This window comes from Bacillus sp. 22-7 (genome assembly GCF_010628845.1).
Taxonomy (GTDB): domain Bacteria; phylum Bacillota; class Bacilli; order Bacillales; family Cytobacillaceae; genus Cytobacillus; species Cytobacillus firmus_B.
Map to the genome: position 1 here is coordinate 96,904 of NZ_NJQY01000007.1, position 24,334 is coordinate 121,237.

Annotated in this window: 20 protein-coding genes and 1 pseudogene; 4 read left to right on the forward strand and 17 right to left on the reverse strand. The window is 40.7% G+C overall.

The features are described 5' to 3' along the window. Window positions 1-123 precede the first annotated feature (123 nt). From CE058_RS06475 to CE058_RS06495, 6 genes are all read right to left on the reverse strand, one after another. Window positions 124-1,149, reverse strand: a complete 1,026-nt coding sequence (locus CE058_RS06475) for a VanW family protein (RefSeq protein WP_048008808.1) — start codon at window positions 1,147-1,149, stop codon at window positions 124-126. A gap of 163 nt (window positions 1,150-1,312) precedes the next feature. Next, window positions 1,313-2,809: a sodium/proline symporter gene (locus CE058_RS06480; protein WP_163141330.1), complete on the reverse strand. Its 1,497-nt coding sequence runs from the start codon at window positions 2,807-2,809 to the stop codon at window positions 1,313-1,315. Beyond that, complete coding sequence (locus CE058_RS25030; RefSeq protein ID WP_261391473.1) at window positions 2,806-2,931, reverse strand: hypothetical protein; 126 nt, start codon at window positions 2,929-2,931, stop codon at window positions 2,806-2,808. The genes CE058_RS06480 and CE058_RS25030 overlap by 4 nt, the downstream gene beginning before the upstream one ends. Before the next feature lie 23 nt (window positions 2,932-2,954). Next, entirely contained in the window at window positions 2,955-3,746 is a 792-nt protein-coding gene (locus CE058_RS06485; RefSeq protein ID WP_048008810.1) for an enoyl-CoA hydratase, read from the reverse strand. Between the two features lie 17 nt (window positions 3,747-3,763). After that, the gene (locus tag CE058_RS06490; RefSeq protein WP_163141333.1) at window positions 3,764-5,308 is read right to left on the reverse strand and encodes an AMP-binding protein; all 1,545 of its coding nucleotides are present in this window, start codon (window positions 5,306-5,308) and stop codon (window positions 3,764-3,766) included. Window positions 5,309-5,559: 251 nt separating this feature from the next. Next, window positions 5,560-6,927: a sigma-54 interaction domain-containing protein gene (locus CE058_RS06495; RefSeq protein ID WP_163141336.1), complete on the reverse strand. Its 1,368-nt coding sequence runs from the start codon at window positions 6,925-6,927 to the stop codon at window positions 5,560-5,562. Between the two features lie 547 nt (window positions 6,928-7,474). On the opposite strand from CE058_RS06495, the gene CE058_RS06500 reads away from it, so the two are divergent. Next, complete coding sequence (locus tag CE058_RS06500) at window positions 7,475-7,657, forward strand: hypothetical protein (protein ID WP_009334884.1); 183 nt, start codon at window positions 7,475-7,477, stop codon at window positions 7,655-7,657. A gap of 42 nt (window positions 7,658-7,699) precedes the next feature. Here the strand turns inward: CE058_RS06500 and fosB are convergent, their stop codons facing one another. Continuing rightward, window positions 7,700-8,122 (reverse strand): metallothiol transferase FosB, encoded by a 423-nt coding sequence (gene fosB, locus CE058_RS06505; RefSeq protein WP_048008813.1) that lies wholly within the window; start codon window positions 8,120-8,122, stop codon window positions 7,700-7,702. A gap of 133 nt (window positions 8,123-8,255) precedes the next feature. After that, on the reverse strand, window positions 8,256-9,797 hold the full coding sequence (locus tag CE058_RS06510) for a DHA2 family efflux MFS transporter permease subunit (RefSeq protein ID WP_163141339.1): 1,542 nt from the start codon (window positions 9,795-9,797) through the stop codon (window positions 8,256-8,258). Window positions 9,798-9,983: 186 nt separating this feature from the next. Between CE058_RS06510 and CE058_RS06515 the strand changes: the two genes are divergently transcribed. After that, on the forward strand, window positions 9,984-10,874 hold the full coding sequence (locus tag CE058_RS06515; protein ID WP_163141342.1) for a TetR/AcrR family transcriptional regulator: 891 nt from the start codon (window positions 9,984-9,986) through the stop codon (window positions 10,872-10,874). Between the two features lie 116 nt (window positions 10,875-10,990). Continuing rightward, a complete protein-coding gene (locus CE058_RS06520; RefSeq protein WP_163141345.1) occupies window positions 10,991-12,481 on the forward strand; it encodes a spore germination protein in 1,491 nt (496 codons plus the stop codon). A gap of 58 nt (window positions 12,482-12,539) precedes the next feature. Here the strand turns inward: CE058_RS06520 and CE058_RS06525 are convergent. Both CE058_RS06525 and CE058_RS06530 read right to left on the reverse strand, forming a co-directional pair. Then, window positions 12,540-13,543: pseudogene (locus CE058_RS06525) on the reverse strand (IS3 family transposase); the annotation flags it as partial. A gap of 174 nt (window positions 13,544-13,717) precedes the next feature. Next, the gene (locus CE058_RS06530; protein WP_163141348.1) at window positions 13,718-15,133 is read right to left on the reverse strand and encodes an FMN-binding glutamate synthase family protein; all 1,416 of its coding nucleotides are present in this window, start codon (window positions 15,131-15,133) and stop codon (window positions 13,718-13,720) included. Window positions 15,134-15,264: 131 nt separating this feature from the next. On the opposite strand from CE058_RS06530, the gene CE058_RS06535 reads away from it, so the two are divergent. Beyond that, window positions 15,265-15,423 carry a hypothetical protein gene (locus CE058_RS06535; RefSeq protein WP_163141170.1) on the forward strand — a complete coding sequence of 53 codons (159 nt, stop codon included), beginning with the start codon at window positions 15,265-15,267 and terminating at the stop codon, window positions 15,421-15,423. A 36-nt stretch (window positions 15,424-15,459) separates the two neighbouring features. On the opposite strand, the gene CE058_RS06540 is transcribed toward CE058_RS06535, so the two are convergent. From CE058_RS06540 to CE058_RS06570, 7 genes are all read right to left on the reverse strand, one after another. Continuing rightward, complete coding sequence (locus CE058_RS06540) at window positions 15,460-16,545, reverse strand: nitric oxide synthase oxygenase (RefSeq protein ID WP_163141351.1); 1,086 nt, start codon at window positions 16,543-16,545, stop codon at window positions 15,460-15,462. Window positions 16,546-16,725: 180 nt separating this feature from the next. Continuing rightward, entirely contained in the window at window positions 16,726-18,345 is a 1,620-nt protein-coding gene (locus tag CE058_RS06545) for a glycoside hydrolase family 13 protein (protein WP_163141354.1), read from the reverse strand. 58 nt (window positions 18,346-18,403) lie between these two features. Further along, a complete protein-coding gene (locus CE058_RS06550) occupies window positions 18,404-20,089 on the reverse strand; it encodes a glycoside hydrolase family 13 protein (protein WP_163141357.1) in 1,686 nt (561 codons plus the stop codon). A gap of 34 nt (window positions 20,090-20,123) precedes the next feature. Further along, a complete protein-coding gene (locus CE058_RS06555; RefSeq protein ID WP_048008820.1) occupies window positions 20,124-20,945 on the reverse strand; it encodes a carbohydrate ABC transporter permease in 822 nt (273 codons plus the stop codon). Beyond that, entirely contained in the window at window positions 20,945-21,808 is an 864-nt protein-coding gene (locus tag CE058_RS06560; protein ID WP_163141360.1) for a carbohydrate ABC transporter permease, read from the reverse strand. The genes CE058_RS06555 and CE058_RS06560 overlap by 1 nt, the downstream gene beginning before the upstream one ends. 57 nt (window positions 21,809-21,865) lie before the next feature. After that, the gene (locus CE058_RS06565; RefSeq protein WP_163141363.1) at window positions 21,866-23,098 is read right to left on the reverse strand and encodes an ABC transporter substrate-binding protein; all 1,233 of its coding nucleotides are present in this window, start codon (window positions 23,096-23,098) and stop codon (window positions 21,866-21,868) included. A 71-nt stretch (window positions 23,099-23,169) separates the two neighbouring features. Then, a complete protein-coding gene (locus tag CE058_RS06570; protein ID WP_163141366.1) occupies window positions 23,170-24,180 on the reverse strand; it encodes a LacI family DNA-binding transcriptional regulator in 1,011 nt (336 codons plus the stop codon). Window positions 24,181-24,334 lie beyond the last annotated feature (154 nt).

Below are 24,334 nucleotides of genomic sequence, written 5' to 3' on the forward strand. Positions count from 1 at the left end.
AAAGTGACTGGAATGGTGTGGACAAACCCCTCCGCTATTTGCTTATTTTTCCATAACTTATTCAGTGCATTAAAAACAGCTCAGGCACCTAAACCGGAAATAAGTCTTAGGTGCCTGATGCAGTTAAACTGCTTTCTTAAGCATTCCCTCATACTTTTTTGCTGTTCTGATTTCAATTGTTAAGACACCATTTCCGAAGTTTGCTTTTACAAGAAGCGGGATGCCGGTTGTGTTTTCAAACCTGAAGTCTTTGCCTCCATATGAAACGGTTGCGTCCCGGCCCTTTGGGACATAACCCACCGTTACAGAATGATGGTGTTTTTCTACATAACTGACCCCGACTTTATCAACAGCGTTGTATAGAGTGGAGGATGTTTGGCAAATACCGCCCCCAATCCCCATTACGAGCTTGCCATTAATGGCTTCCTCTGCAGGCTGATACCCATGTGCTTCATCACTGGGCCCCACTGTTGTATTAAAAGAAAAGTGATCTCCCTCACCAAGAATGATATTATTGATGGCTTCTGCTGAGAGTTCAATGTTTTTTGTCCTGCCTGCCACGCCGCTGTTAAAATTGGTACTATAGGATGCGACGATTACTTCTCCTAAATGAGGTACATCAGCAGGATCATAACCGCTTTCTGAAACATAGAGCGGCAGCTCAACATCCCCGCCGCTTACAGAAGCAGCGAAAATCTTATCCACTAATTCGCTTTCTTCAAGAATAATCTCAGGCTGCCCTTTAATGATATTGCCATCGGGACCAATTTTGTCAAGGGTCATCCTTTGGTCATAGCCTTTTATTGTATCCGTTCCTCGCGCTATTTCCTTGGCCCATTGGGAAAGATCTGCTTTATATTTTTCATCATCCTCACCAAATCCCATTTCAGCAGGGCTGAAGGTCTTTAGCACTGTTTTTGCATCAGGATCGATGACATTAACCACAACCGGCTTTATTTCTTCCTTCTTTTCTTCCTCTTTAGCCTGCTCCTCTGCCTTTGCCTCCTCTTTTGTCTTATCTTCTTTAGACTTCTCTTCCGCGGCCTTTTTCTCCGGCTCATTATCGCCGGCAGTTTTTCCTGAACACCCGGCTAATCCTATGAAACAGACAATAAACAAAAGTGCTATTCCCCATTTTCGCTTAGTCATTTTTCCCCCAGCTTTTTTAAATATTTGCTTCCTTTCTCTATATAGAAAGCTGTTTCCATTTTCTAATTGTATTCACCGGCGGAAAGGGGTATTCCTGCCATTCTGCAAGTTAAGTTGTACCTTTTTACCTATTTAAAAAAACACCTGCGGAAGTTTTCTTAAACTATGAAAGATTAGCTGCAGCAGGATCGGTTTTAGCAGCCTGACCGGGCTTATCTTCAAAAATTGGGCTGGATGCCGGTTTTGTGATGAGGGAGATTCCAACCAATGATAAAGTAGAGATGATCATAGCAATAGCACCAGTATCAAGTGCCGGAACAAAAATCCCTTTTACTTTCAGAATGTAAAGACCAAGGCTCGAGATGAAACCTAATGCAGATGAGCAAATAGCAGCTGTCTTTGTTGCGCGCTTCCACAGCAGACCAATGCTCAATACAGGCAGCAATGAGGCTGAGAAGATTCCCCAGGATGCATTGCCAAGCCAGCCAACGAGATCAGGCGGATTTAGTGAGAGCAGGAATGTAATAGCAATGATGATAAGAGTAAACCATCTGGATAGGGCCAATTCCTTTTTCTCCGGTAATTTTTCACCTTTCTTAATAATCTGCTGGTATATATCTCTTACAATCGATGAGCTTGCTACTAGAAGAAATGCTTCGCTGGTTGACATGATTGCTGCCATTACAGCGGCAAATATGATCCCGGCGACAACAGGCGGGAAAAAGTTTTCGATAAACATTGGGGCCACCATATCAGGAGTTGCCGGTGCTGCCATTTCCCCGCGGTTTACCATTACGCGTGTATATAATCCTACAAACCATAATAAAGCTGTTAATGCGTAAGTGGATGCCGCTATAATGCAAGCCCACTTAAGCATGGAAATTTTTCTGATCATATAAAATTTGGTTACCACATGCGGCTGTCCCTGATGTCCAATTACATAAATAAAGAAATAAGAAATAAAAGCAAAAATTCCGATTGGGCCTGTAGTATGGAAGGCCTGAACCATATCAGGATTAATAGCTGTCAGTTCAGCATTCATCTGGGACATGCCTCCAACCATTCTCATTCCGCCTATGAAAACAATTAAAGAACCAACAATCATGACAATCATTTGAATAAAGTCTGTCCAGACGGCACTGATCATTCCGCCGCCAACAACATAAACCGTTAATATGGCCACTCCTATAAATAAAGCAAGTTTATAATCAACTCCTAAGACAGTTTCAAGCATATTGCCCAATGCTTTATATTGAGCCATCTGATAGCCTATTGCTCCTCCAAGAATGGCAAGTGCAGTAATGGCCCGCACTGTTTTACTGTTATAGCGGATTTCCAATAAATCCGGAATGGTCAGAGCGCCAAATTTTTGTGTAATTCTCCTCATCGGCTTAGCCAATACCAAAAAGCTTACAAAAATCCCGGCAGTGGCAAAAATACCGATCATAAAAATGGCATAGCCATGCTCATACACAAGCCCAGTCAATCCAATAAAACCGTATCCGGACATGGTTGTGGAAGAGACAGCCAGGGCAACAAGCCACGGGCCAAATCTCCGGCCCCCGGTATAGAAGGTGTCCATGTCTTTCTGATGCTTCATCGATAATAACCCTATAACCAGGATCACAAGCAGATAGATAATTCCGATTGCCAAAATCATAAAGCATCATCCTCTTCCTCTTTATTTTTAAATGCCAATAATCCCCATAATCCAGCGGCGGCCAATGACAGCGGCCAAAAAACAAATAACATAAAAGTCATTAATGGCGATAATCCAAACATTTTTATTCCTCCTAATCTTTAAATTATTGATCAGTAAATTTAGGGTCCCTTTTTTGTATAAAAGCCCCGACCCCCTCCTTAATATCCTCGGTCTGAAAAACTTGGCCAAAATATTCAGCCTCGGTGATGAGTCCGTTTTCAAGCCTTTGCTCATAACCTTTATCTATCGACCTCTTGGCAAAAGCCAGGGCGGGAAGTGAATGATTGCTGATAGATTCCGCCAGATCCAAGGCTGTTTCAAGCGACTTTCCTTTAGGGGCAATCCGGTTAATTAAGCCTATCCGCCAGGCATCCTCTGCAGACAGTGGCTCACCGGTGAAAATCATTTCTTTTGCTTTTGATTTACCAATAAGACGTGATAGCCGCTGAGTTCCTCCCGCACCTGGAAATAAGCCAAGCTTGATTTCAGGCAGCCCGATTTTTATGTGCTCCTCTGCTATCCGGATATCACAGCTTAAAGCCAATTCACAGCCACCTCCCAGAGCAAACCCATTAATGGCAGCTATCGTGGGCTGCGGCAGCCTTTCCAGTTTATTTAAAGGCTCCTGAAGCCAGAGAGACTTTTCCTTTGCCAGTTCAATCCCTTTTCCCATCCAATCAGGAAAACCCTTTATATCGCCACCTGCGACAAAAGCCCTTTCTCCAGCCCCCGTAACGATAACAGCTTTGATATTGGAATCGCTTTCAATTTCATCCGCAGCAATTGATAAAAGCTCAATGACTTCCTCACTTAGAACATTCAGTGGTGGATTATCGATTATAATAATGGCAATTTTGTTTTGAATGGACCAGGAAACAGCTTTTGTTTTTTCCAATTTCATTCCTCCTCATCTCAGCTATATTGTTCTCTTAGCATGAACTTCTGAACCTTACCTGAAGGTGTGCGGGGCAGCTCTTCTGTAAAGATAATTTTTCTTGGTTTTTTATAGCTTGCAAGATACTTTTTGCAATGTTCGATGACTTCTTCTTCTGTAAACGTGCTGCCTTCCTTTTTGACTATGACTGCACATACAGCTTCAATATATTTCGGATCAGGAACACCAATAATGGATACTTCCTTCACACCTTCAAGGCGGTATAAGACATCTTCAATTTCAGCAGCATACACATTTTCTCCGCCGCTCCGAATCATATCTTTTTTTCGTCCGGCAATGGATAAATATCCTTCTTCATCCAGCACCCCTAAATCTCCTGTCCTGCACCATCCGCCTGTGAAAGTTTCTTTGGTGGCTTCCGGTTTTCGCCAATATCCAGCTGACACGGCAGGGCTTTTAATGGCAATTTCCCCGATTTCCCCTGGAGGAAGGGGCACTCTGTTCTGATCAATAATTTGAATTTCAGTCAATGGCAATGGCTTTCCAACCGTTTTCCCCTTTTTCAAAGCATCCTCGGAATCAAGACAGGCGGCAATGGGAGTTCCTTCTGTAAGTCCATAAACCTGAACAATGCCTATATGCGGGAAATTCTCTTTTAATTTTTCAAGTGCCCAAGGCATTAACGGGTCTCCGCCTGTATAAATTGTCTTTAGATTTATAAATTTGTAATCCACAAGATTAGCAAGATTGAGCATTTCATAAATCATAAAAGGGAAAAGGAAACAATCCGTTACGTATTCCTTTTCTATCACTGATAAGATTCTGGTTATTTCAAAACCTTTGCTCTCAGTTATAATCACCGTTCCCCCCATCATTAAAATGGGAAGCGCAATATCTTCCATTGCTCCTACATGATAGAGCGGGCCGGTAGTCATTCCGATTTCCTTTCCTTTAAAGTTCCACTTAAGAGCCTGCATAACAGAGAACCAAAAAGTGGTTTCGTGAGTCCAGATGGCCCCTTTCGGTCTACCGGTCGTACCGGACGTATACATTAACATTACGGGATCGCTGAGGCGAATGGAGTCTGTACTGATTTCATCTTCACCGCCATTCTCCAGCAGACTCCAGCTTTGAGCCCATACCGGTATCGGCCCAGTCCTACCCGCCAGGCAAATATACCTTTCCACTCCTGTATTTTTGCGAATAGATTCAATCCTGGGAGCCAGCTCCGAGTGAAAGCATAAAATTTTTGTACCGGAATCATTTAGGGCATACTCAAATTCGCTGCTGGTCAGACGGAAGTTCAGACGGACAGCGATAGCTCCAATTTTTGCAGCTGCAAAATACAACGCGAAATACTCAAGACAGTTATAGAGCAGAATCCCTATCCTATCGCCTTTTTGGACACCAAGATCTTTAAGCTTGTTTGCATAAGAGTTTGAAGTCCGGTGAAGGCATTCGTAACTCCATTCTCTGCCGGATTCTTCTTTAATAGCCACTTTGGCAGGATTTTCACGATTAATATCAAGTGCCATTTTCCTTGTAAAATATCCGAGATCCAAGAAATCCTCCTCCTTTAGTTATGTAAGCGTATACATATCTTTCAAAATAGTTTTCTATTAAAAACATAATGCAAGTTTTGTGCCACATTGGAATTTCAATGGATAAGCCATTCCTGCCAGATTCACGATATTATTTTTCCGACTTTTCAGAAATATTACTGCATATACATGTCCTCAAATATTAAAACTAAAATGAAAAACGCAAAAATCCGGGATTTCGGATTGGATTCCGAGTTCCCGGATTTTTGGCATTAAAAAGAAATATTATATTTTTTTATTTTATCGTAAATAGTAGAATTGCCAATTCCCAATGATTCTGCAGCTTTATTTTTGTCATACCTGTACCTTTTTAGAGCGGCTTCGATTGCATTCTTTTCGGTTTCTTCCAATAAAACTTTTAGATTTTTCACTTCTGGTTTCTTTTTCCCGCCTTTTAGATAATCAGGAAGTTCCTCAACACCAATCAATTCACTGTCAGTTAAGTGGACACTGGCTTCCAGAACGTTTTCTAATTCCCGGATATTTCCCGGCCAGTCATATTGTCTAATCAGAGCGGCTGCCTCAGGACTTGTTCCAGTCACCCTTTTGCCTATCCGCTTAGTCGCTTTCCTCAAAAAGTGTTCGGTCAAGATCGGCAAATCAGATCTTCTGGACCTTAAAGGCGGTATAAATAACTGCACCGCATTAATCCTGTAAAACAAGTCTTCCCGGAATAATTGATCATTGATCATTTTTTCAAGCGGACGATTTGTAGCAGCAATCACTCTCACATTCACTTTTTTAGGCTGAAGCGCCCCAATAGGCTCGAATTCTCTTTCCTGGAGAACCCTTAATAGTTTCACCTGCATATGCAATGGCATGTCCCCTACTTCATCAAGAAAAATAGTCCCTCCATCAGCCAAATGGAATTTCCCTATTTTTCCGCCTTTTCTTGCACCTGTAAATGCTCCATCCTCATAGCCGAACAGCTCAGATTCCAATAAATGTTCAGGTATGGAGCCGCAGTTTACTTTAACAAAAGGCTTCTCGCTCCTTTCACTCAGCTGATGAATGCTTTGGGCAACGATTTCCTTCCCTGTACCGCTCTCCCCCCTCAAAAGAGCAGAAATATCGCCTCTTGCAATGCGCATGACTCTATCTTTCAGATCTTTAATCTCCGGTGTTTCCCCGATCAGATCATGAAGGGAATATCTTAATCCATTCGACTCATTCCATTCGCTTCGATAATAATTGAGCTCAGATAATACCCCTTTAATATGACTGTTCAATTTCTTCCATTCATCCAAATCACGAAATATTATCGTACCGACTGCTCCGACAATATCATTATTTTCGATAATCGGAATGCGGTTGGCGATGACAAAATCGCCTTGCAAAAATTGTAAATCAGCAAAATCCTGTTTACCAGTTTGTGCAACGAGATGCATTTTTGTATTTTCAATAACATCCGTTGCATGTTTGCCAATAACTTCGTCTCTTTGAACTTCAAGAAAATCACAATAATTATTGCTCATATATTGAATGATTCCATCTGCATCAACAATAACAATTCCATAGTATGTACTTTCAAAAATCAAGTCCAGCAATTGATTATTGATTAATAGTGCCGTATTGTTCATACTAACCCCCCTTTTTTAAATATTCGTCTTCTTCCTATTTTAGCATGTTATTTTTAGGAATCAGCAAATATAGACAGAAAATTCATAAGAGTAAATTTTATGTTAAGCATTAGTCCCAATTCCTCAGCGCATTGGAGCAAACCATTTCATGAAAGGGCAAACAGTCTGCATGTTGGAAATGTATCCCTTTACGTTTAAGAATCTTTTGCTGATGGTGAACTGAAGCGGATCTCCATTTCTGCTACACGGTGAAAGCTGAAGACGTTTTTTGGCAACATGATGGGCGATATTACAATTGGATAAAAACTCTCTCCCTATTAGGCTATACCCACCCTTATTAGATATTTATACTACTTTATTAACCTTGAGGACAGGTAGCCTGTGCTATTAAACTTTGTTTAAGTGATCTTTTTATCAATTTGGTTTTGGGATTAAGAGCAGTCAAAGTGCAAATTGTTCATAATTAACAGACAAAATTTAATTCCTACTTGACTAATCGGATAAATATGAATTAAAATAAAACTAACAATAAGGGAGGGTTCATTACATGCCATTAAACAGAGAAACGTTAATCAGCAAATTATTATCACTTTCTAAATTCCAGCATAATCACAGCTTGTTTAATTTAAGTGACCGAAAGCTGGAAGCTCTGTATCTGGATCATATTTTGTTTTCTCCTCACCCTCACAGCGGACATCAATCAATTAAATTAGTAGGAAAAAATAGATAATAAGAAAGCCTGCAAATGCTCACATAGCATTGCAGGCTTTTTTTAACCAAAAAACTCCATATGTCCTTTTTCAGATCTGTAGTATTCCAATCTATCCCTTAATGTTCCTGTATGAAATTCAAATTTATGTCCATCCGGATCAGTAAAATATATCGATTTCTTATCTCTCATGTCTCTCGCACGACCAGGCAGGATATGAACTTTCAGCTTTTCAAGTTTATTGCACATATTTTCAAAATCTGAGTCATCGACTTTAAAAGCAACATGAGTATACGAATGGGCAATTTCATTCCTTGGTATGTTCCGTTCTTCATTCAGGGCAATCCAAATTCCCGCCAATTCAAAATATGCAGTCGTTTTGCCTTTTACCAGCAGCTTTGCATTAAATACATTTTTATAAAATTGTATCGACCTCTCCAAATCTGAAACGGAAAATAAGAAATGATTTATACCCCTAATCGACAAATGTTCAACCTCCAAATCAGCATTTTAGTAAAACAATCTTTGCATACCAATTTAGACGCACGACGGGCCAATTATATTTCATATTCATTTCCTGCGCATAAAAAAAAGGGAAATCCTTGATTTCCCTTTCCGATTAATTCTTAGCCAATTTAGGCACCATATTCTCCTGCTTAGGCTCTTCAACCGAGTCCTCCATTGGTGTTGCGCGTTTAATGAAGAAAGCCAGAACAAGTGCAGCTGCAGCTATAAAGGTTGCTACGAAGAAAGCATCGTTGATTCCCTCAAGCATGGCTTTCATTAGAACCTGCTGCTGCATTTCCGCCACAGCAGCTTCAGTCATCTGGCCGCCATTAGCCATAGCCCCGCCTTTCATTGCTTCTTTCGCAATTTCAGCAGCATGCGTTTCCGTTCTTGTTGACATAACTGTTACCAATAAGGCTGTGCCAATGGCACCTGCCACCTGGTTCAGTGTGTTGTTCATTGCAGTTCCATGCGGATATAATCTTCTAGGCAGCTGGTTCAGGCCATTTGTTGAAACTGGCATCATGACCATGGACATCCCGAACATCCTGATTGAGTTGAGTATAATCAGTTGAGTATAGGTTGTTTCTAGAGTCAGCCTGCTGAATACATACGTAGTTCCTACTGTAATGGCTAAACCAATGATCGCCAAAATCCGGCCCCCGATTTTATCGAACAGCTTTCCAGTTAATGGCGACATCACAGCCATAACAAGGGCACCTGGAAGCATCATCAATCCCGCATCCAGCGGTGAAATCCCCCTTAATGTCTGAACATAAATCGGAATCAGAATCATTCCTGAGAACAGTGCCATATTTACCGTCATACTGATAGCTGAAGATAATGCAAACATTGGGTACTTATAAACACCAAAATTAAGCATCGGACGTTCTGATTTGGTTTGTTTTAAAATAAACCAAATTAAACTTATGACTCCAACTGCAATTGTTAAATACACATGAGGGCTGTCCCAGCCCTTGTTACCTGCAGAACTGAATCCGTAAAGTATTCCGCCAAACCCTATACTTGAAAGGACAAGAGAAAACATATCCAGACGGATATTCACTTTTTCCTTTTTGTCTTTCAGCATGACGGCTCCAAGAACTAAAATGACACCCGCAATTGGTGAAAGGAAGTGGAATAACATTCTCCAATCATAATGTTCAATAATCCATCCTGAGAGAGTTGGCCCAATTGCAGGGGCAAACATTAAGATCAGACCAAATACACCCATGGCTGCTCCGCGTTTTTCAACCGGGAAGCTGATCAGCATTACATTCATCAAAAGCGGCATCATAATAGCCGACCCTGAAGCCTGCAGCATTCTGCCTGCCAGCAAAACCGGGAATACGTGAGCAATACCCGCTACAAGCGTACCGATTGTAAATAGTCCCATTGCCACAATAAATAGCCTGCGGACTGTATATTTTTCAATTAAAAAGGCAGTAGCCGGGATCAAGATACCATTAACCAGCATAAAACCGGTAGTCAGCCACTGCACTGTTGCCGCTTCTATTTCTAAATCTGCCATGATAGATGGCAGGGCAATATTTAATAATGTATTATTCAAAAAGGCAATAAATGCCCCGATCATTAAAACAGCAAGAATCCCATAAGGCGGCCGGTCTGTTTTATTGTTTATTGCTTGTTCCATTATCTTTCCTCCTGTACAATCAGTTCATTCTTTTATACTCTCGTTACACACAAATCATATAATATACTATGAGTTCAACTTTTGCAACAAAAAAATCCTTGTAAAATAGAGGGTTTGTGTAAAATAATACAATGAGGTACTATTAAGTTATACACATAGTTCAAATAAAATGACAGGTGATTATAGATGAATAACAGGAAAATGCATGTTATAAAAAAAGCACATCAATTATTCCTGGATAAAGGTTTTCAGGCTACATCCATTCAGGATATTTTAGATTACAGCGGGATTTCTAAGGGCACCTTCTATAATTATTTTTCTTCAAAAAACGAGCTTCTTATCTCCATTTTTAAAACATTGCATGAAAAAATGGAATCAGAACGCAATAAACTTCTTATTGGCCAGGACCCAAGCAGCTTAGAAGTATTCACACAGCAGATCGAATTACAAATGAATATGAATCGGACCAATAAGCTGGTTGCCCTTTTTGAAGAAGTACTTGTGTCAAATGACCCTGAGCTCAAGCAGTTTATTAAGGAAGGCCAGCTTAGAATGGTGAATTGGATTTTCAGCCGGTTTATTGAAATCTTTGGTGAGGACAAGAAACCCTATTTACTGGACTGTGCCATAATGTTCCTTGGCATCCTCCATCATAACGTAAAATACTATACAAAATTCTTTGAATTCTCTTCCAGCATTAATCCAGTGGTCCGTTATAGTGTCGAGAGAATCAGGAAGATCGTTGAAGAGGTCAGTTCTGCCGATGAATACTTGCTGAAGCCTGAACTGATTGAAAATAGATTTAAGCAGACAGATTATAGAAATGTGCATATTCTCTGCAAATCCATATTGATTTTAAAGAAATCCATCAACCAGGAAGAACAGAACGATTGCATGGATCTTCTGGACTTTATCCAGGAAGAAATGATTCATTCGAAAAAGCCAAGAAAATTTCTCATTGATAGCGCACTCCAATCTTTGAGCAGGTGCATTGCATTTTTGGATGCCAAAGAATTTGAGAATCTTGAAAATCTGGTTTCATCCTGCTTTAAACACCTGGAAGAAGAACCGGTATAATTTTAGGCCTGCCCCATTCTGAGGGAGGCTTTTTTTAGCTATTTCCCCTATTCATTCATAATCCTTCCAAAAACGGTAACACTACACTTAATGCCGAAAAAATTGGTGATTACAGAATGAAAAAAGAGTTAAAAAAGAAGAGACCTGTGTCAGAGATTGAACTTGACGAGCTGGAAAAGTCGCTTTCACGGTCTCATGATTTTCAAAAAGTTCATTATTGTAACAGACAAACTAGCCTCTGCTTTTCTTTTACTTATTTCAAAACACTGATTGACCAAAAAATAATCACAAAAAGTTTGCTCCCTCAGCTTCTTCTTGGTGAGTTCAACAGAATTGATGATTTGAAAAAACTTTTGCCATCTGCAAGCATTCAAATATGCGAAGATCTCTCAAAAGCAGAACATATGCTTTTGAATGGCTATGTGATGGTTACATCAGAAGCCGAGAAGCAAAAAGCGGCTTTTATGGCTGCTAAATGTTCATATGTCAGGGAAATCACACATCCGGAAGTCGAGCAAACGGTTATTGGAGCAAAGGAAGCCTTTGTTGAGTCTCTGGAGAATAATTTGAATTTAATCCGCAAACGGCTGCCCATCTCTGAACTGATCATCGAGGAATATATAATCGGAAGCATATCCAGAACAGTAGTGGCCGTTCTCTATATTGAGGGAATTACGAATACAGATAATGTCAGCATGGTAAAAGAACGAATCGAAAATATAGATTTTGACGAAATCACTGACAGTTCTTACATTGGACAGCTCATTTCAGATAATAAGAACTCCCCCTTTCCTCAGCTGCTGGATACAGAAAGACCGGACAGGGCAGCCGCTGTCCTTGCTGAAGGAAAAATAGTGATAGCCGTAGATGGGTCACCGCATGTACTTATTACCCCTACAACTTTTTCTGAATTCTTCAGTTCCTTTGAAGATTATTTTTTAAATTGGACTATCGCTTCTTTTGCCAGAATATTGCGGGCCTTTTCTGTTATTTTTTCCATACAGATCACGTCTATTTATGTTGCAACGCTTACTTATCATATGGAGCTTGTCCCCACCGATTTATTAGGAACATTGGTAACTTCAAGGCAGCATATTCCTTTGCCTCCTTTCTATGAAGCGTTAATGCTTGAACTGGTAATAGAGCTTTTAAGAGAAGCTGGAGCCAGATTGCCTACGAAAGTTGGTCAGACAATCGGTATCGTAGGGGGGATTGTTATTGGGACTGCGTCTGTACAGGCAGGGCTGACAAGTAATGTCCTGTTAATCTTTATCGCCCTTGCAGCACTTGCCGCTTTTACTACACCTGTATATAAGATGAATAATACCATCCGATTTCTAAGATTTCCGTTTTTATTATTCGCAAATTTATGGGGTTTTGTAGGTGTGCTGTTCTGTTCATGTATTTTGTTAACTCATATGATCAGGCTCACATCTCTCGGCAGACCCTTTATGGAGCCGTTTTATCCTCCCAGATATCGGGACTTGAAAGATTCATTTATAAGATTCCCGTTTCAGCCTTTGAGGCCTGTGTATTTAAGAACGCAAAATCCCCATCGGTTCCAGCCTCAGAAAAAATTAAAGGTCAAGAAAGATATTGATGAATGAATAAAAAAGAGAGCCTGTGCACATAACCCTGTCAAGTAGACATTGAAAAAAGAGTATACTAAGCTGCGGCCTTTTCACGATATTCAATCGGGGAAAGGTCGTTTAATTTACTTTGAAAACGGTCTTGATTGTAATAATGTATATATTCCTGGATTGCTACATAAGCTTCTTCCATTGTTTTAGGGCGTACTAAATAAACTTTCTCCGTCTTTAAATGAGAAAAGAAACACTCTATACAAGCATTATCATGACAGTTTCCTCTTCTTGAATGGCTGCCTATAATTTGGAGGTCTTCCTTCACTTGTTTTTCGTATGCTTTGGTTGTATATTGAAACCCCTGATCCGAGTGGAGTAAAGCATTTTTTTCGAACTGCTTGCCTCCTAGCTGTTTTATAGTGTCTAGGACTAACTTAAGATCGTTCCTTTCAAGATAACTGCCATGAAACGATTTCGTTGTTATATAAGTCTAATACAGCTGACAGATAGACAAACTCATTCCCAACTCGAATGTAAGTAATATCTGTGACGAGTTTTTCATACGGTTTTTCAGCAAAGAACTCACGATTTAAGTCATTGGGAAATAAAACGGATCCTTTCTGTCCATAGAATGGACGTTTCTTGCGAATGACAGAACGAATACCTAATTCCCTCATCAATCTTCTGACCCGTTTATGATTAGCTACAATTCCCTCCTGGGAAAGAGCCCTTGTCATTCGTTTATATCCATAGTAAGGATGCATTTTGTGGATGGCTAGGATATGCTCTTTTAATAACATATTCTCCTCAAAACGGATTCTTCGTATAGGATTTGTGCTGCGCCACTTGTAATATCCTGCTTTTGAAACCTCCCCAATTTTCATAGCCACGTAAGGGGATACTTTTCCCTTAAGTTATCAATAATTTGAAATCGATCTGCTTTTAGGATCAGTCCTTCCCATGTAGATTTGGATTGCGCTTTTTTAATTATTCCACCTGCGCTTTCAGAAAGGCATTCTCTTCTTCCAGGCTATTAAAGTTCTTTTTATTCCAATGCCCACGCTGGTCATCAAATGATTCTCCGTTTCGTACTTTTTGAACCCAATTTGCCCCTCTGTATAGGTTTAAAAGGTTTGTCCTTTTTTGGCCATAGAAAAAAAAACCCCTAAGTAGACTAGTAAGAACATCATATCATGTTCTCTTTTTTTACAGTCTACCTGAAGGGGATCATACCACTGGCTTACAAGTGCCAGGCTTTTTTTATATCTTCTTAGATTTGTCCTCCCATGGTTCAAAGGAAAATGGGATTCCGATCATTTTCGCGGTGAGTTCATCATAAGACACAAGATCTTTCTTGGATAATTCTTTTAATGACTTTTTCCCCATGGCTCTTAAAGCCATTTTGATTTCCTCGGTGCTAGCGGTCAAGAACTTTTCCGCCGACTTAGCCCCATCCTCCGTTTTAAATACATCTTTGAATTTCCCCTGGTTCCAGACAGCCTGTGTTGGCGGTTCAAAAGGAAGAGCATTCAATGTTTGTTTATGAGAAACAGTAAACAGCATTACAGATCCCAGATAAACCGCATCCGCTCCAAGCGCCAGGACTTTTAAAAAGTGTCCTGGTGTAAAAAGACCGCCAGAAACAATTAAGCTGATATCCCCCTTCATTTTTCTTTTTTCAAGATGGTTTGAGGCACGGGTGATAGCATGCAGGGTTGGTATTCCAAAATCGTCTGCCAATAAGGGAGGTGCACCGACAGAAGCCCCTTGTCCCCCATCAACCGCGATAAAATCCACCCCGATTTCGATTAAATGATCAATATCATCTTCGATCTTTCCGCCTGCCCCTATTTTTGCGCCGATCGGGACACCTCCGGACATTTTACGCAGCTCATCCACCAGCTCTTTTAAATCCTTCAATGTCTGTTTTTCAAAAAAATGTTCCATTATATGGGCAGTTTCGTTTTCCTTTAACCCCATGACTTCCCTTGCACGACCGGTTAAATTTTCAGGGGAGATGTTGCCGCCCATACCCAGTGTAGCTCCCTGACCCAGCTTAAGTTCAATCATGTCCGCCCTTTTAATAGTCTTTTCTTCCTTACCCCACTCCGTCTTGGAGAACTGAAGAATGTACTTCCCCGCACTTTCAAGCTCTTCAGGCAGTATTCCGCCTTCACCGGAATTGATGGCTGTTCCTGTATTCTTGGCAGCTGTGGCCAATGCAATTTTGACTTGCTCACTTAAAGCGATTCCATAGGCCATTCCACTAATCATCAGTGGAATTTTGATTTTCATCGGCTTTTTCGCTTTTGGACCAATTGTCACTTTCACATCAACATCTTCGTCGCCGTCAATGGGAAAAGGTGATGTTTGTGCAGGGATAAACGTAATTTCTTCAAAATGCGGCCATTTTTTTGAGGAGCCAAATGGACGGTGAAGCACATCCCCCGTTTCAGCACGAAGGTTGTTTTCAAGCGCATTTTGAATGCCCATATGCTTAAAGCCGGGAATCAGCTCAATGAGGTTTTCCTGATAGCTGTCTGTCATAATAATTTTTCCTGCCTGCTTCACTGCCCGCTTCATGATCCAGCGCCAGCCGATAACAAGCATAAATAATAAAAAAATATATAATAAGGAAATCATTGCAAGTGTTGCAATTAATAATATATTGGTCATTAGTCTTCTCCAAAAGATCTTTTAGATTCCATTATTTCCATTGAGAGGGAATTTAACCTATGACTTTTGGGTTTTTGGAATAATCACAAAGCTGAAAGTAAACTCTATGTGAAAATATAGAATGAGGTGAAATGATGGACAACCGCGAGAATGTTCAGTCGAAAAATATTAATGAAGAAAACCGAGTTAATGGAAGTCTTCTTGAATCTATGATGGAGCCTATGGACCAGCTATCTAAGATTCCTCCAGAGAAAACAGACCGAAGAACCAGTGATGGAGAGACGAATTAACAAATGAAGAAAGCCGGCATTTTTGAATGCCGGCTTTCATTTTTGATAAGGAGTATCTTGATAAAAGTAATTAGGGGTTTTCACTTCATTATTATACTGCTTATGAAAAATATGTGCAGCAGCAGGGGAAACGGGCGGAATCAGCCAGGTCCAGTCACCGGTCAAATCCCTTCCCTGGTTCTTTTCGTTTTCTTCAAATTTCTTGAATTGCTGTGCAGCGGTATGATGGTCTACTATGCTAACCCCTTCTTTTTTAAAGGAATGCAGTACGGCTGCATTTAATTCCACCAGGGCCCGATCCTTCCACAGCGAAGAATTCGACCTGGTATCAAGCCCCATTAATGAGGCAATTTGAGGAAGCATATCATAACGAAAATCGTCTGCCAGGTTCCGCGCACCAATTTCAGTACCCATATACCAGCCATTGAATGGGGCTGCATTATAGGAGATGCCCCCAATTTCCAGTTTCATATCCGATATCATCGGGACTGCGTACCATTTCAAACCGAGATCACAGAACCAATTATACTCTGGATGCTCAATCTCTATTTCAAGAATCATCTCTTCCGGTATTTCCCTTAATTGGGGCGGCTGATTGTTCATTTGTATAACTAATGGCAGCACATCAAATTTGCCGTACTTCGGCTCCCAGCCCAATTTCATGCATTGCTTTGTAAATGCGATGGAGTGAGGATCGCCAATAATGCCTTCCTCTGTCTCATACCCAGCATACCGGATTAGCTGATGATTCCAAATTCTAAGTCCCTGTTCGGAAGTGTCCGGAGAGAAAATGGTGATGGCCGGACGCAGTCTGCCATTGTTAGTGGCAAATTGTATATGTTCAAAAAGAGCAGAAAATACTTCATCCGCTTGTTTCACATTCCGCTTGTCCAAAACATTCAGCTGATCCCAGAACAGCCTGCCGATGCAGCGATTGCTATTTCGCCAGGCTGCTTTTGCACCAAATTCCAATTCTTCAAAAGTATGTTCATAATACCCTTGCTTTGCAATAGAATATTCGATTTCCCTTAACCTGCTGTTTAGCTCAGCAGGACATTTATTCTGTTCACCATAATACATTTTTATAAATTCTGCTGCTTTTTCAAGTAAGTCCTTTTTCAAAGATGAATCCTCCCAGAATAGACTATTTGTTAATGATAGCATAGGCAGGGTTGGGGAAAAAGTAATGATGTTCTGTGGTTTGCCTGATGTTACTGGTATTGAGGTGGAGCTTTCTGAATTACTTCCATAGAAGTTTTCGCAAAGAAAAAAGAGAACCGCACGGGTCCTCTGCTTCAACCATTAATTTATCTTATATATTCTAGCTTCATGGGGATGCAGTAATTCTTCATTTTTTTCAAAGTCACTCTTATAATTAGAAAGAATCAGCTTCCGATTTGTGAATCCATTAAAGGTAAATCTCTGCTGTTCGTCATCATGGTTTAAAACTATCAGCCAGGTTACATCATTATAGGAACGTGTATATACATATAGGTGTTCATCATCTGGCAATAGATCCTTATAATCCCCGTAAACCATTACCTCGTTTTGTTTTCTTAATTCAATCAGCTTTTGATAAAAATAATATACGGAGTCTGTATCATTCAGAGCTGATTCGACATTGATTTCCTTATAATTCGGATTCACTTTGATCCATGGTTCACCAGCTGTAAAGCCTGCCTGGCAGCTTGCATTCCACTGCATCGGTGTCCTGGAGTTATCGCGGCTCAAAAGCAATAAGCTTTCAAAAACCTCCTGAGGGTCACGCCCTTTTGAAACTTCTTCATGATATTTATTTTTCATAGCAATGTCATTGTAGTCTTCAATGGAATCAAATCTCACACCTGTCATGCCGATTTCTTCGCCCTGATAGATATAAGGAGTTCCAGGCAAGGTATGAATCATAGCTGCCAATAGCTTCGCAGACTGAATACGGTACTGGCCATCATTTCCATAGCGGGTAACCTGTCTTGTGTGATCATGGTTGTTAAGGAATTGCGAATTCCACCCTTTTTTCTTAAGGCCATCATGCCAGCTTGTTTGGATTTCCTTGAATCTCAGCATATCCCATACCGGCATTTCATCTGCCACCTGAAAATGGAACAGAGTGTTCAGTTCATTTCTGCTTTCATCCACATAGAGCAGTCCCTCTTCCGGTGAAACAAACGGGATCTCACCGACAGTCATCACATCATAATGCTGAAGGACTTCCCGGTGCATTTCCTGAAGATAGTCATGGATACCGGGGTTATTGGCCAGGTAGCTTATATCATAAGGATTCTCTGCCTCTGATAAATCTTCTTTTTTGGCCAGTAAATTAATCACATCCATTCGAAACCCGTCAATGCCTTTATCCAGCCAGAAGCGCATCATTTTGTAGATTTCCTGGCGCAGTTCAGGATTTTCCCAATTAAGATCCGGCTGCTCGACTGCAAAGGAATGATAATAATATTGTCCTGATGCTTTGTCCCATTCCCAGCAGGATGGAGCAAAATAGGAGCGCCAATTATTTGGCTCCCTGCCATCCTTTGGATCCTTCCAAATATACCAATCTCTTTTCGGATTATTTTTGGAGGAGCGTGATTCCACGAACCAGGGATGCTGGTCAGAAGTATGGTTTACAACCAGATCCATAATGACCTTCATACCGCGCTGATGTATTTCATGGATCAGCTCATCGAAAGCTGCCATGTCACCGGCTTTTTCCATAATTCCATAATAATCTGAAATGTCATAGCCATTATCCCGGTCTGGTGATTGATAAAAGGGATTCAGCCAAATCACATCAACGCCAAGATTCTTAATATAATCAAGCTTTTTTATAACCCCTCTTAAATCACCATAGCCATCACCATCGGAATCAAAAAAGCTTCTCCAGTAAATTTGATATACAACAGCTTCTTTCCACCATTTTTTACTCACAGGGCCACCTCATTATCATCAAATCTTCGTAAAAAAGGGCCCTATACAGGCCCTGTCTTTATTTTTTCAAACGATACACTCTAGCTTCATATGGCTTGAGTGTCAGGTTATCAATTTCTTCATTTTCATCTGCAGTCAAGTTGGATATCAGAAGTTCCTTAGACGAATAAAGGACATGTTCCGGCAGCTTAAAGTCCGGTGTTCCATCACTGAAGTTGCAGATCACAAGCAGCTGGTCATCACCCAGAGTCCGTGTAAAAGCAAAGATCTGCTCATCCTCTTCCATTATTAAATCGAATGCTCCATATACAATCACTTCATTTTGCTTTCTAAGCTGAATGAGCTTCTTATAAAAATGGAAGATCGAGTCTTCGTCTTTTAAAACTGCTTCTGCATTAATCTTCTCGTAATTCGGGTTCACATTGATCCAAGGGTTTCCGTCTGTAAAGCCTGCATTCGGGCTGGCATCCCACTGAACAGGCGTTCTCGCATTATCCCTGCCTCTCTCATGAATGCCTTTAAAAATCTCATCATGTGTTAAGGAATCCGGTGTAAGATCACGGTAGGCATTCAATGTTTCGATATCACGGTAATCATTGATATCATTGAACTTAACATTTGTCATGCCGATTTCCTCGCCCTGGTAAATATAAGGCGTCCCCTGCATCATATGAAGGCAAACAGCAATCATCTTACCAGAAGTTACACGGTATTCTTCTGAATCATTTCCCCATCTGGAGATGGCGCGGGGCTGGTCATGGTTGCTCCAGTACAGACTGTTCCAGCCATCTTCTTCAAGGCCCTTTTGCCACTTGTTGAAGATCTCTTTCAAATCAGTCAATTTCCAGGGGCGGGGGTCCCATTTGCCGTATTGTCCATCTCCAAGGCCCACATGTTCAAAATGGAATACCATATTTAATTCATTTCTGTCCCGGCCGGTGTAGAGTTTGCCTTCATCAACTGTTACACCAGGCATCTCGCCAACCGTGATGGTATCATACGGGCTAAGGGCTTCCTTGTTCATTTCCTGCAGGAACTCATGAATTCTTGGACCGTTCATATAATACTCGCTGCCGTCCCCATATTTGTGTCCTTCCCTGATCTTCCCCTGAGGATAGCTCGTATCTTTTGAAATGAAATTGACTACATCCATGCGGAAACCATCAATGCCTTTATCCAGCCAGAAGCGCATCATTTCATACACTTCATTTCGCAGAACAGGATTTTCCCAGTTCAAGTCAGGCTGCTTATTGCTGAACAGATGCAGGTAATACTCGCCGGTTTGTTCATCATATTCCCACACGCTTCCGCCAAACGCTGCTCCCCAGTTAGTAGGAGGCTCGCCATTGTCCGTCTTTTTCCAGATATAATAATCCCGATACGGATTATCTTTAGATTTTCGTGATTCCTTGAACCACTGGTGTTCATCGCTTGAATGGTTGACAACGAGGTCCATCATGATTTTGATGCCGTGTTCATGGGCTTTTGCAAGCATCCCGTCAAAGTCTTCCATAGTTCCGAACTCATCCATAATATTACGGTAATCTGAGATGTCATAGCCATTATCATCATTAGGCGATTTGTAAACGGGAGATAGCCAGATGACATCGATCCCCAATTCGGCTAAGTATGGAATCTTTTCAGTGATTCCGTTGATATCGCCAATTCCGTCCCCATTTGAATCATTGAAGCTTCTTGGGTAGATTTGATAAATAACGCTTTCTTTCCACCATGTTTTGTCCAATTTATACAACTCCGATCAAAGAAAAATTTCATCTTTATTTTATTGAACCCTTCATTACACCGCTTATGATCCATTTTTGAGCAAAGATGTACACAATAATCATTGGCGCAAGTGCCATTAAATAGGAGGCAAATGCAAGATTATAATCTGTGCTGAATTGACCCTGGAAAATGTACTGCACCAGCGGAAGTGTGGCCATTTCCCGGTCGCTGAGCAGGACAAGCGGAAGCATGAAGTCATTCCATGCACCAAGGCTTGTAATGATGGCGACGGTTGCATTCATTGGTGCCAGAAGCGGGAAAATGACTTTCCAGAAAACACCCCATGTGGTTGCTCCGTCCATGATAGCCGCTTCTTCCAATTCAACCGGAATGGCACGGATATAGCCAATATAAATAAACACATTGAATGAAAGGTTGAAAACGATATACAAAATGATTAATCCAACCAGATTATCCATTCCCCATGCACTGGTCTGTTTAACAAGCGGCAGCATGATGATTGGAAAAGGAATAAACATTGCACTTAAAAAATAGAAGTATAGGAACTTATAAAACTTCTTATGAAGGTTTCTGGCGATGGCATATGAAACAAGCGAGTTCGTTAACACTGTAAAAATGACTACAAATACTGTAACAAATGCACTGTTTTTAAATGCATTAAAGAAATTAGTCATTTCAATGGCCTGTGCAAAGTTGTCAAATGACCATGATTTAGGAAGAGCCAGTAAATTACCTGCCATTTCAGGCGGTGTTTTAAACGCAATGGTAATAGTTAAATACAGTGGAAAAAGAATGAGCAATGAACCTAAGATTAATAGAGTGGTCACAAGCCAGCTCGTTTTTTTGCGATTCATTAGTTTTCCACCTCTCTTTTATTTAAGAATTTCAGCTGAATAACAGAAAAGACGATGATGACGATGAAGTATATGACCGCATTGGCTGATTGATAGGCAAACTCGCCGCCTTCAAATCCTCCTCTGTAAATTAGCAGAGAAATGGATTCGGTCGACTTTCCCGGACCTCCTCCAGTCAAGGCAACAATCTGATCAAAGACCATAAGGAAGTTTTTCAATGAGAGAACCATATTAATGGTGAAAAATGGCGCGATGAGCGGAAACGTAATTTTCCAAAACTTTGTCCAGACACCGGCACCATCAATGCTTGCTGCTTCATATAAATCCTCTGAAATTGTCACAAGCCCTGCAAGATACAATATCGTATTAAAGGACACAGCCTGCCAAACGGCTACAATAACAATTCCGATCCAGGCAAGGTCCGGGTTTCCAAGAATATTGCGGGTCAAAAATTCCCATTCGAATGCATCGCCAATCTGCGGCAGGAAATGAGCAAAAATAAAATTAAAAATAAAGCCAACAATCAAGATACTCAGAATGTAAGGCAGGAAGTAGATTGCCCGAAGCGTTTTGTGAAACTTTATCTTGGAATTAAGCCCGATGGCCACAAGAAGGCTTATGATATTGACCAAAATGGTCGCAACAATGGCAAATTTAAAAGTAAATAAGTAGGCATCCCCTGCCCGTTCATCTTTAAAAACGTTTAAGTAATTTTTTAACCCAACGAAATTCCAATCTCCATACCCTTTCCAATCTGTAAAGCTGTAAAAAATCCCCTGCAAAGCGGGAAAGCTGTGGAAAATAAAGAAAAGAAGGAAAGCGGGTATGGTGATGATGAGAAACACACTGTTTTTCTTTTTCATAGTGACAACTCCTTTTTAGAAAGCCAGGAAATCATGAGATTCCCTGGCCCGATGCCTTTATCGGTTTTGAACTTTTTCCCACTCGCTGTCCATTTTCTTCAGGAATTTTTCTTTATCTTTCTTGATCAGGAATTCCTGAACAAGGTTTTCGGCTCCCATGCCTGCAGGGTAATAGTGATCAGGGAAGCTTGTGATAGTGCCATTTTCAAAGTTAGCTTTGATTCCCTCAAACACCGGATCTTCCTGATACACTCCTTCAATGGCTGAGAAAGCTTTCTGCTCGTCAATATACTTTTGAGCTGTATCTTTATTCATCATGAATTCAGCAAATTTCATCGCTTCTTCTTTATGCTCAGTATCTTTGCTGACTGCTAAAAGAACATCTACACCAGAAACAAGCTTGTTTTGTGCAGGATCGTTTGTTACAGGCATTGGAAATACTCCAAGTTCCATGTCAGGATTTGCTTTAAGAATTTCGGGGATTGCCCAGTTGCCCTGCAGGTAGAAAACAGATTTGCCAGCCGCAAATGCATTGTTTCCATCCCCGTAAGCGACACCCATATTGTCCTTGTGGCCATACTGAACTAATGTAGCCATCTTGTCTGCAACTTCATCATATTTATTGGTGAATGATGTTTCCCCTGCGTTTTTCTTTTCAGCAAAGTCTTCACCCGCTACATTAGCGCCAAGTGAGTTCCATGCAATCATGCCTGTCCAGGCATCTTTTAATGTGAAGTAGATTGGTATGTCACCGGCAGCTTTAACCTTGTCAAGGCTGGCAATGAATTCATCCCAGGTAGTTGGGACTTCAAGGCCATGTTCTTCAAATTTCGCTTTGTTGTAAATTACGGCATTTGCATTTGTAGCATACGGAAGACCGAAAGTGCCTTCCTCTTCAGGTCCAACCAGACGATTGATCATGTCGATATAGGATGGCTGAACTGTTTTAGCTAAATCTGTCCCTGAAAAATCTTCAAGAACGCCTGCACGGCCAAGCTCGCCGTATGTAGCATTACCAGCGATAGACATGATGTCAGGCAGATCGTTTTTGGTCAAACGTGTTTTCAAAACTGTTTCTGCTTCCGGCGGTGCATCCAATTTGATTTTAATGTCTGGGTTTTTCGCTTCAAATTCTTTAATCAATCCTTTGTACGTTTCGATGCTTTCTGATTTATTAGAGAACAACTCAAGCGTTACTTTTCCGTCTTCAGCACCATCAGATGAACATCCAGCCAGTAAAGATGCTCCTAAAGTTAATGCCATTACACCTGCAGTCATTTTTTTAAACATGATAGATCCCCCTATTTGTTTTATAGTTAAATCACGTAAACGTTTACGTAATTAACCTGAGAAAAAGAGAGTTATGACTTGCTCTCTTTCACACTCATTCTTTCAATGATTTTATGAGGCATAATCCGGCTTTCCGGAGTTTCGCCTGTTTCTAAAATGGAAAAAAGCATTTCTGCAGCCGTTTCACCCATTTTTGCGAGAGGCTGTTCTACTGTTGTCAGCGGCGGAATGGACATTTCAGCAAGATTCAAGTTATCATATCCTATAACAGACACTTCGTCTGGGACCCTTATTCCCATCTGATAAGCTGCTGATAAGGCACCTATAGCCATTTCATCACTTGCTGCAAATATTGCCGTTGCATCCGGAAACTGTTTGATAAGATTTTTCAAACCCTCAACACCATCAGGAAATGTAAATCCCCTGCTGAATACAATATTTTCAGACCCCAGCGGTATGTTATGATCGGTCAAAGCTTTCTTAAATCCTTCAATCCTGGGAATCCCAGCGATGATATCATCCTTGTTCCCGCTTATCATCCCAATTCTGGTATGTCCCTTGTCGATTAAATGCTTAGCTGCTGCATATGCTGCATGAAAATCGTTAACTTTTACAAAAGGCACCGGGTACGCATAGGACTCTGTCGAAAGCAGAATCATCGGCATGCTGGTTTTGGTTACAAATTGATAATATTCATCCTTTAAAATTTCACTTGCGAAAATGATTCCGTCTACCCTTTTTTCAATAAGCAGCTGAAGATACTTCATCGTTTTTTCGCCATTTGATTCAGTATGACAGACAATCACACTGGAACCGTTATCATTTGCAGCCTTTTCAATGCCATCCAGAAGATCGGTAACCAATGAGCTCGATAGCTTTGGGAAAAGCACCCCAATCGTATGGGTTCTCTTATTAATTAATCCCCTTGCCACTGCATTTGGCTGATAGCCCAGTTCTTCAATCACTTTAAGAACCTTGAATTTTGTTTTTTCCGAATAACCTCCCTGGCCATTTAAAATCCTGGAGACTGTTGCTATAGAGACATTTGCCTTTTTGGCAACATCTTTGATGGTATAGGACATATCCCACCTGCTTTAAGTTACTGAATTATTTTTGTAACGAAAACGTTTACGCTGTAATATTATCATGAAGTGTAAGCCTTTTCAATATTTTTTAATAATTTTTTTAAATTTGTATATACATCTAGTCATTAAAAAAGAGCCTATAAAGGCTCCA

What these genes read in the sequence shown, in the direction of transcription:
- CE058_RS06475 (WP_048008808.1), bottom strand. Translation starts at nt 1,149, where the DNA reads ATGACTAAGCGAAAATGGGGAATAGCACTTTTGTTTATTGTCTGTTTC.
- CE058_RS06480 (WP_163141330.1), bottom strand. Translation starts at nt 2,809, where the DNA reads ATGATTTTGGCAATCGGAATTATCTATCTGCTTGTGATCCTGGTTATA.
- CE058_RS25030 (WP_261391473.1), bottom strand. Translation starts at nt 2,931, where the DNA reads ATGTTTGGATTATCGCCATTAATGACTTTTATGTTATTTGTTTTTTGG.
- CE058_RS06495 (WP_163141336.1), bottom strand. Translation starts at nt 6,927, where the DNA reads ATGAACAATACGGCACTATTAATCAATAATCAATTGCTGGACTTGATT.
- CE058_RS06500 (WP_009334884.1), top strand. Translation starts at nt 7,475, where the DNA reads ATGCCATTAAACAGAGAAACGTTAATCAGCAAATTATTATCACTTTCT.
- CE058_RS06510 (WP_163141339.1), bottom strand. Translation starts at nt 9,797, where the DNA reads ATGGAACAAGCAATAAACAATAAAACAGACCGGCCGCCTTATGGGATT.
- CE058_RS06515 (WP_163141342.1), top strand. Translation starts at nt 9,984, where the DNA reads ATGAATAACAGGAAAATGCATGTTATAAAAAAAGCACATCAATTATTC.
- CE058_RS06520 (WP_163141345.1), top strand. Translation starts at nt 10,991, where the DNA reads ATGAAAAAAGAGTTAAAAAAGAAGAGACCTGTGTCAGAGATTGAACTT.
- CE058_RS06530 (WP_163141348.1), bottom strand. Translation starts at nt 15,133, where the DNA reads ATGACCAATATATTATTAATTGCAACACTTGCAATGATTTCCTTATTA.
- CE058_RS06535 (WP_163141170.1), top strand. Translation starts at nt 15,265, where the DNA reads ATGATGGACAACCGCGAGAATGTTCAGTCGAAAAATATTAATGAAGAA.
- CE058_RS06555 (WP_048008820.1), bottom strand. Translation starts at nt 20,945, where the DNA reads ATGAATCGCAAAAAAACGAGCTGGCTTGTGACCACTCTATTAATCTTA.
- CE058_RS06560 (WP_163141360.1), bottom strand. Translation starts at nt 21,808, where the DNA reads ATGAAAAAGAAAAACAGTGTGTTTCTCATCATCACCATACCCGCTTTC.
- CE058_RS06565 (WP_163141363.1), bottom strand. Translation starts at nt 23,098, where the DNA reads ATGTTTAAAAAAATGACTGCAGGTGTAATGGCATTAACTTTAGGAGCA.
- CE058_RS06570 (WP_163141366.1), bottom strand. Translation starts at nt 24,180, where the DNA reads ATGTCCTATACCATCAAAGATGTTGCCAAAAAGGCAAATGTCTCTATA.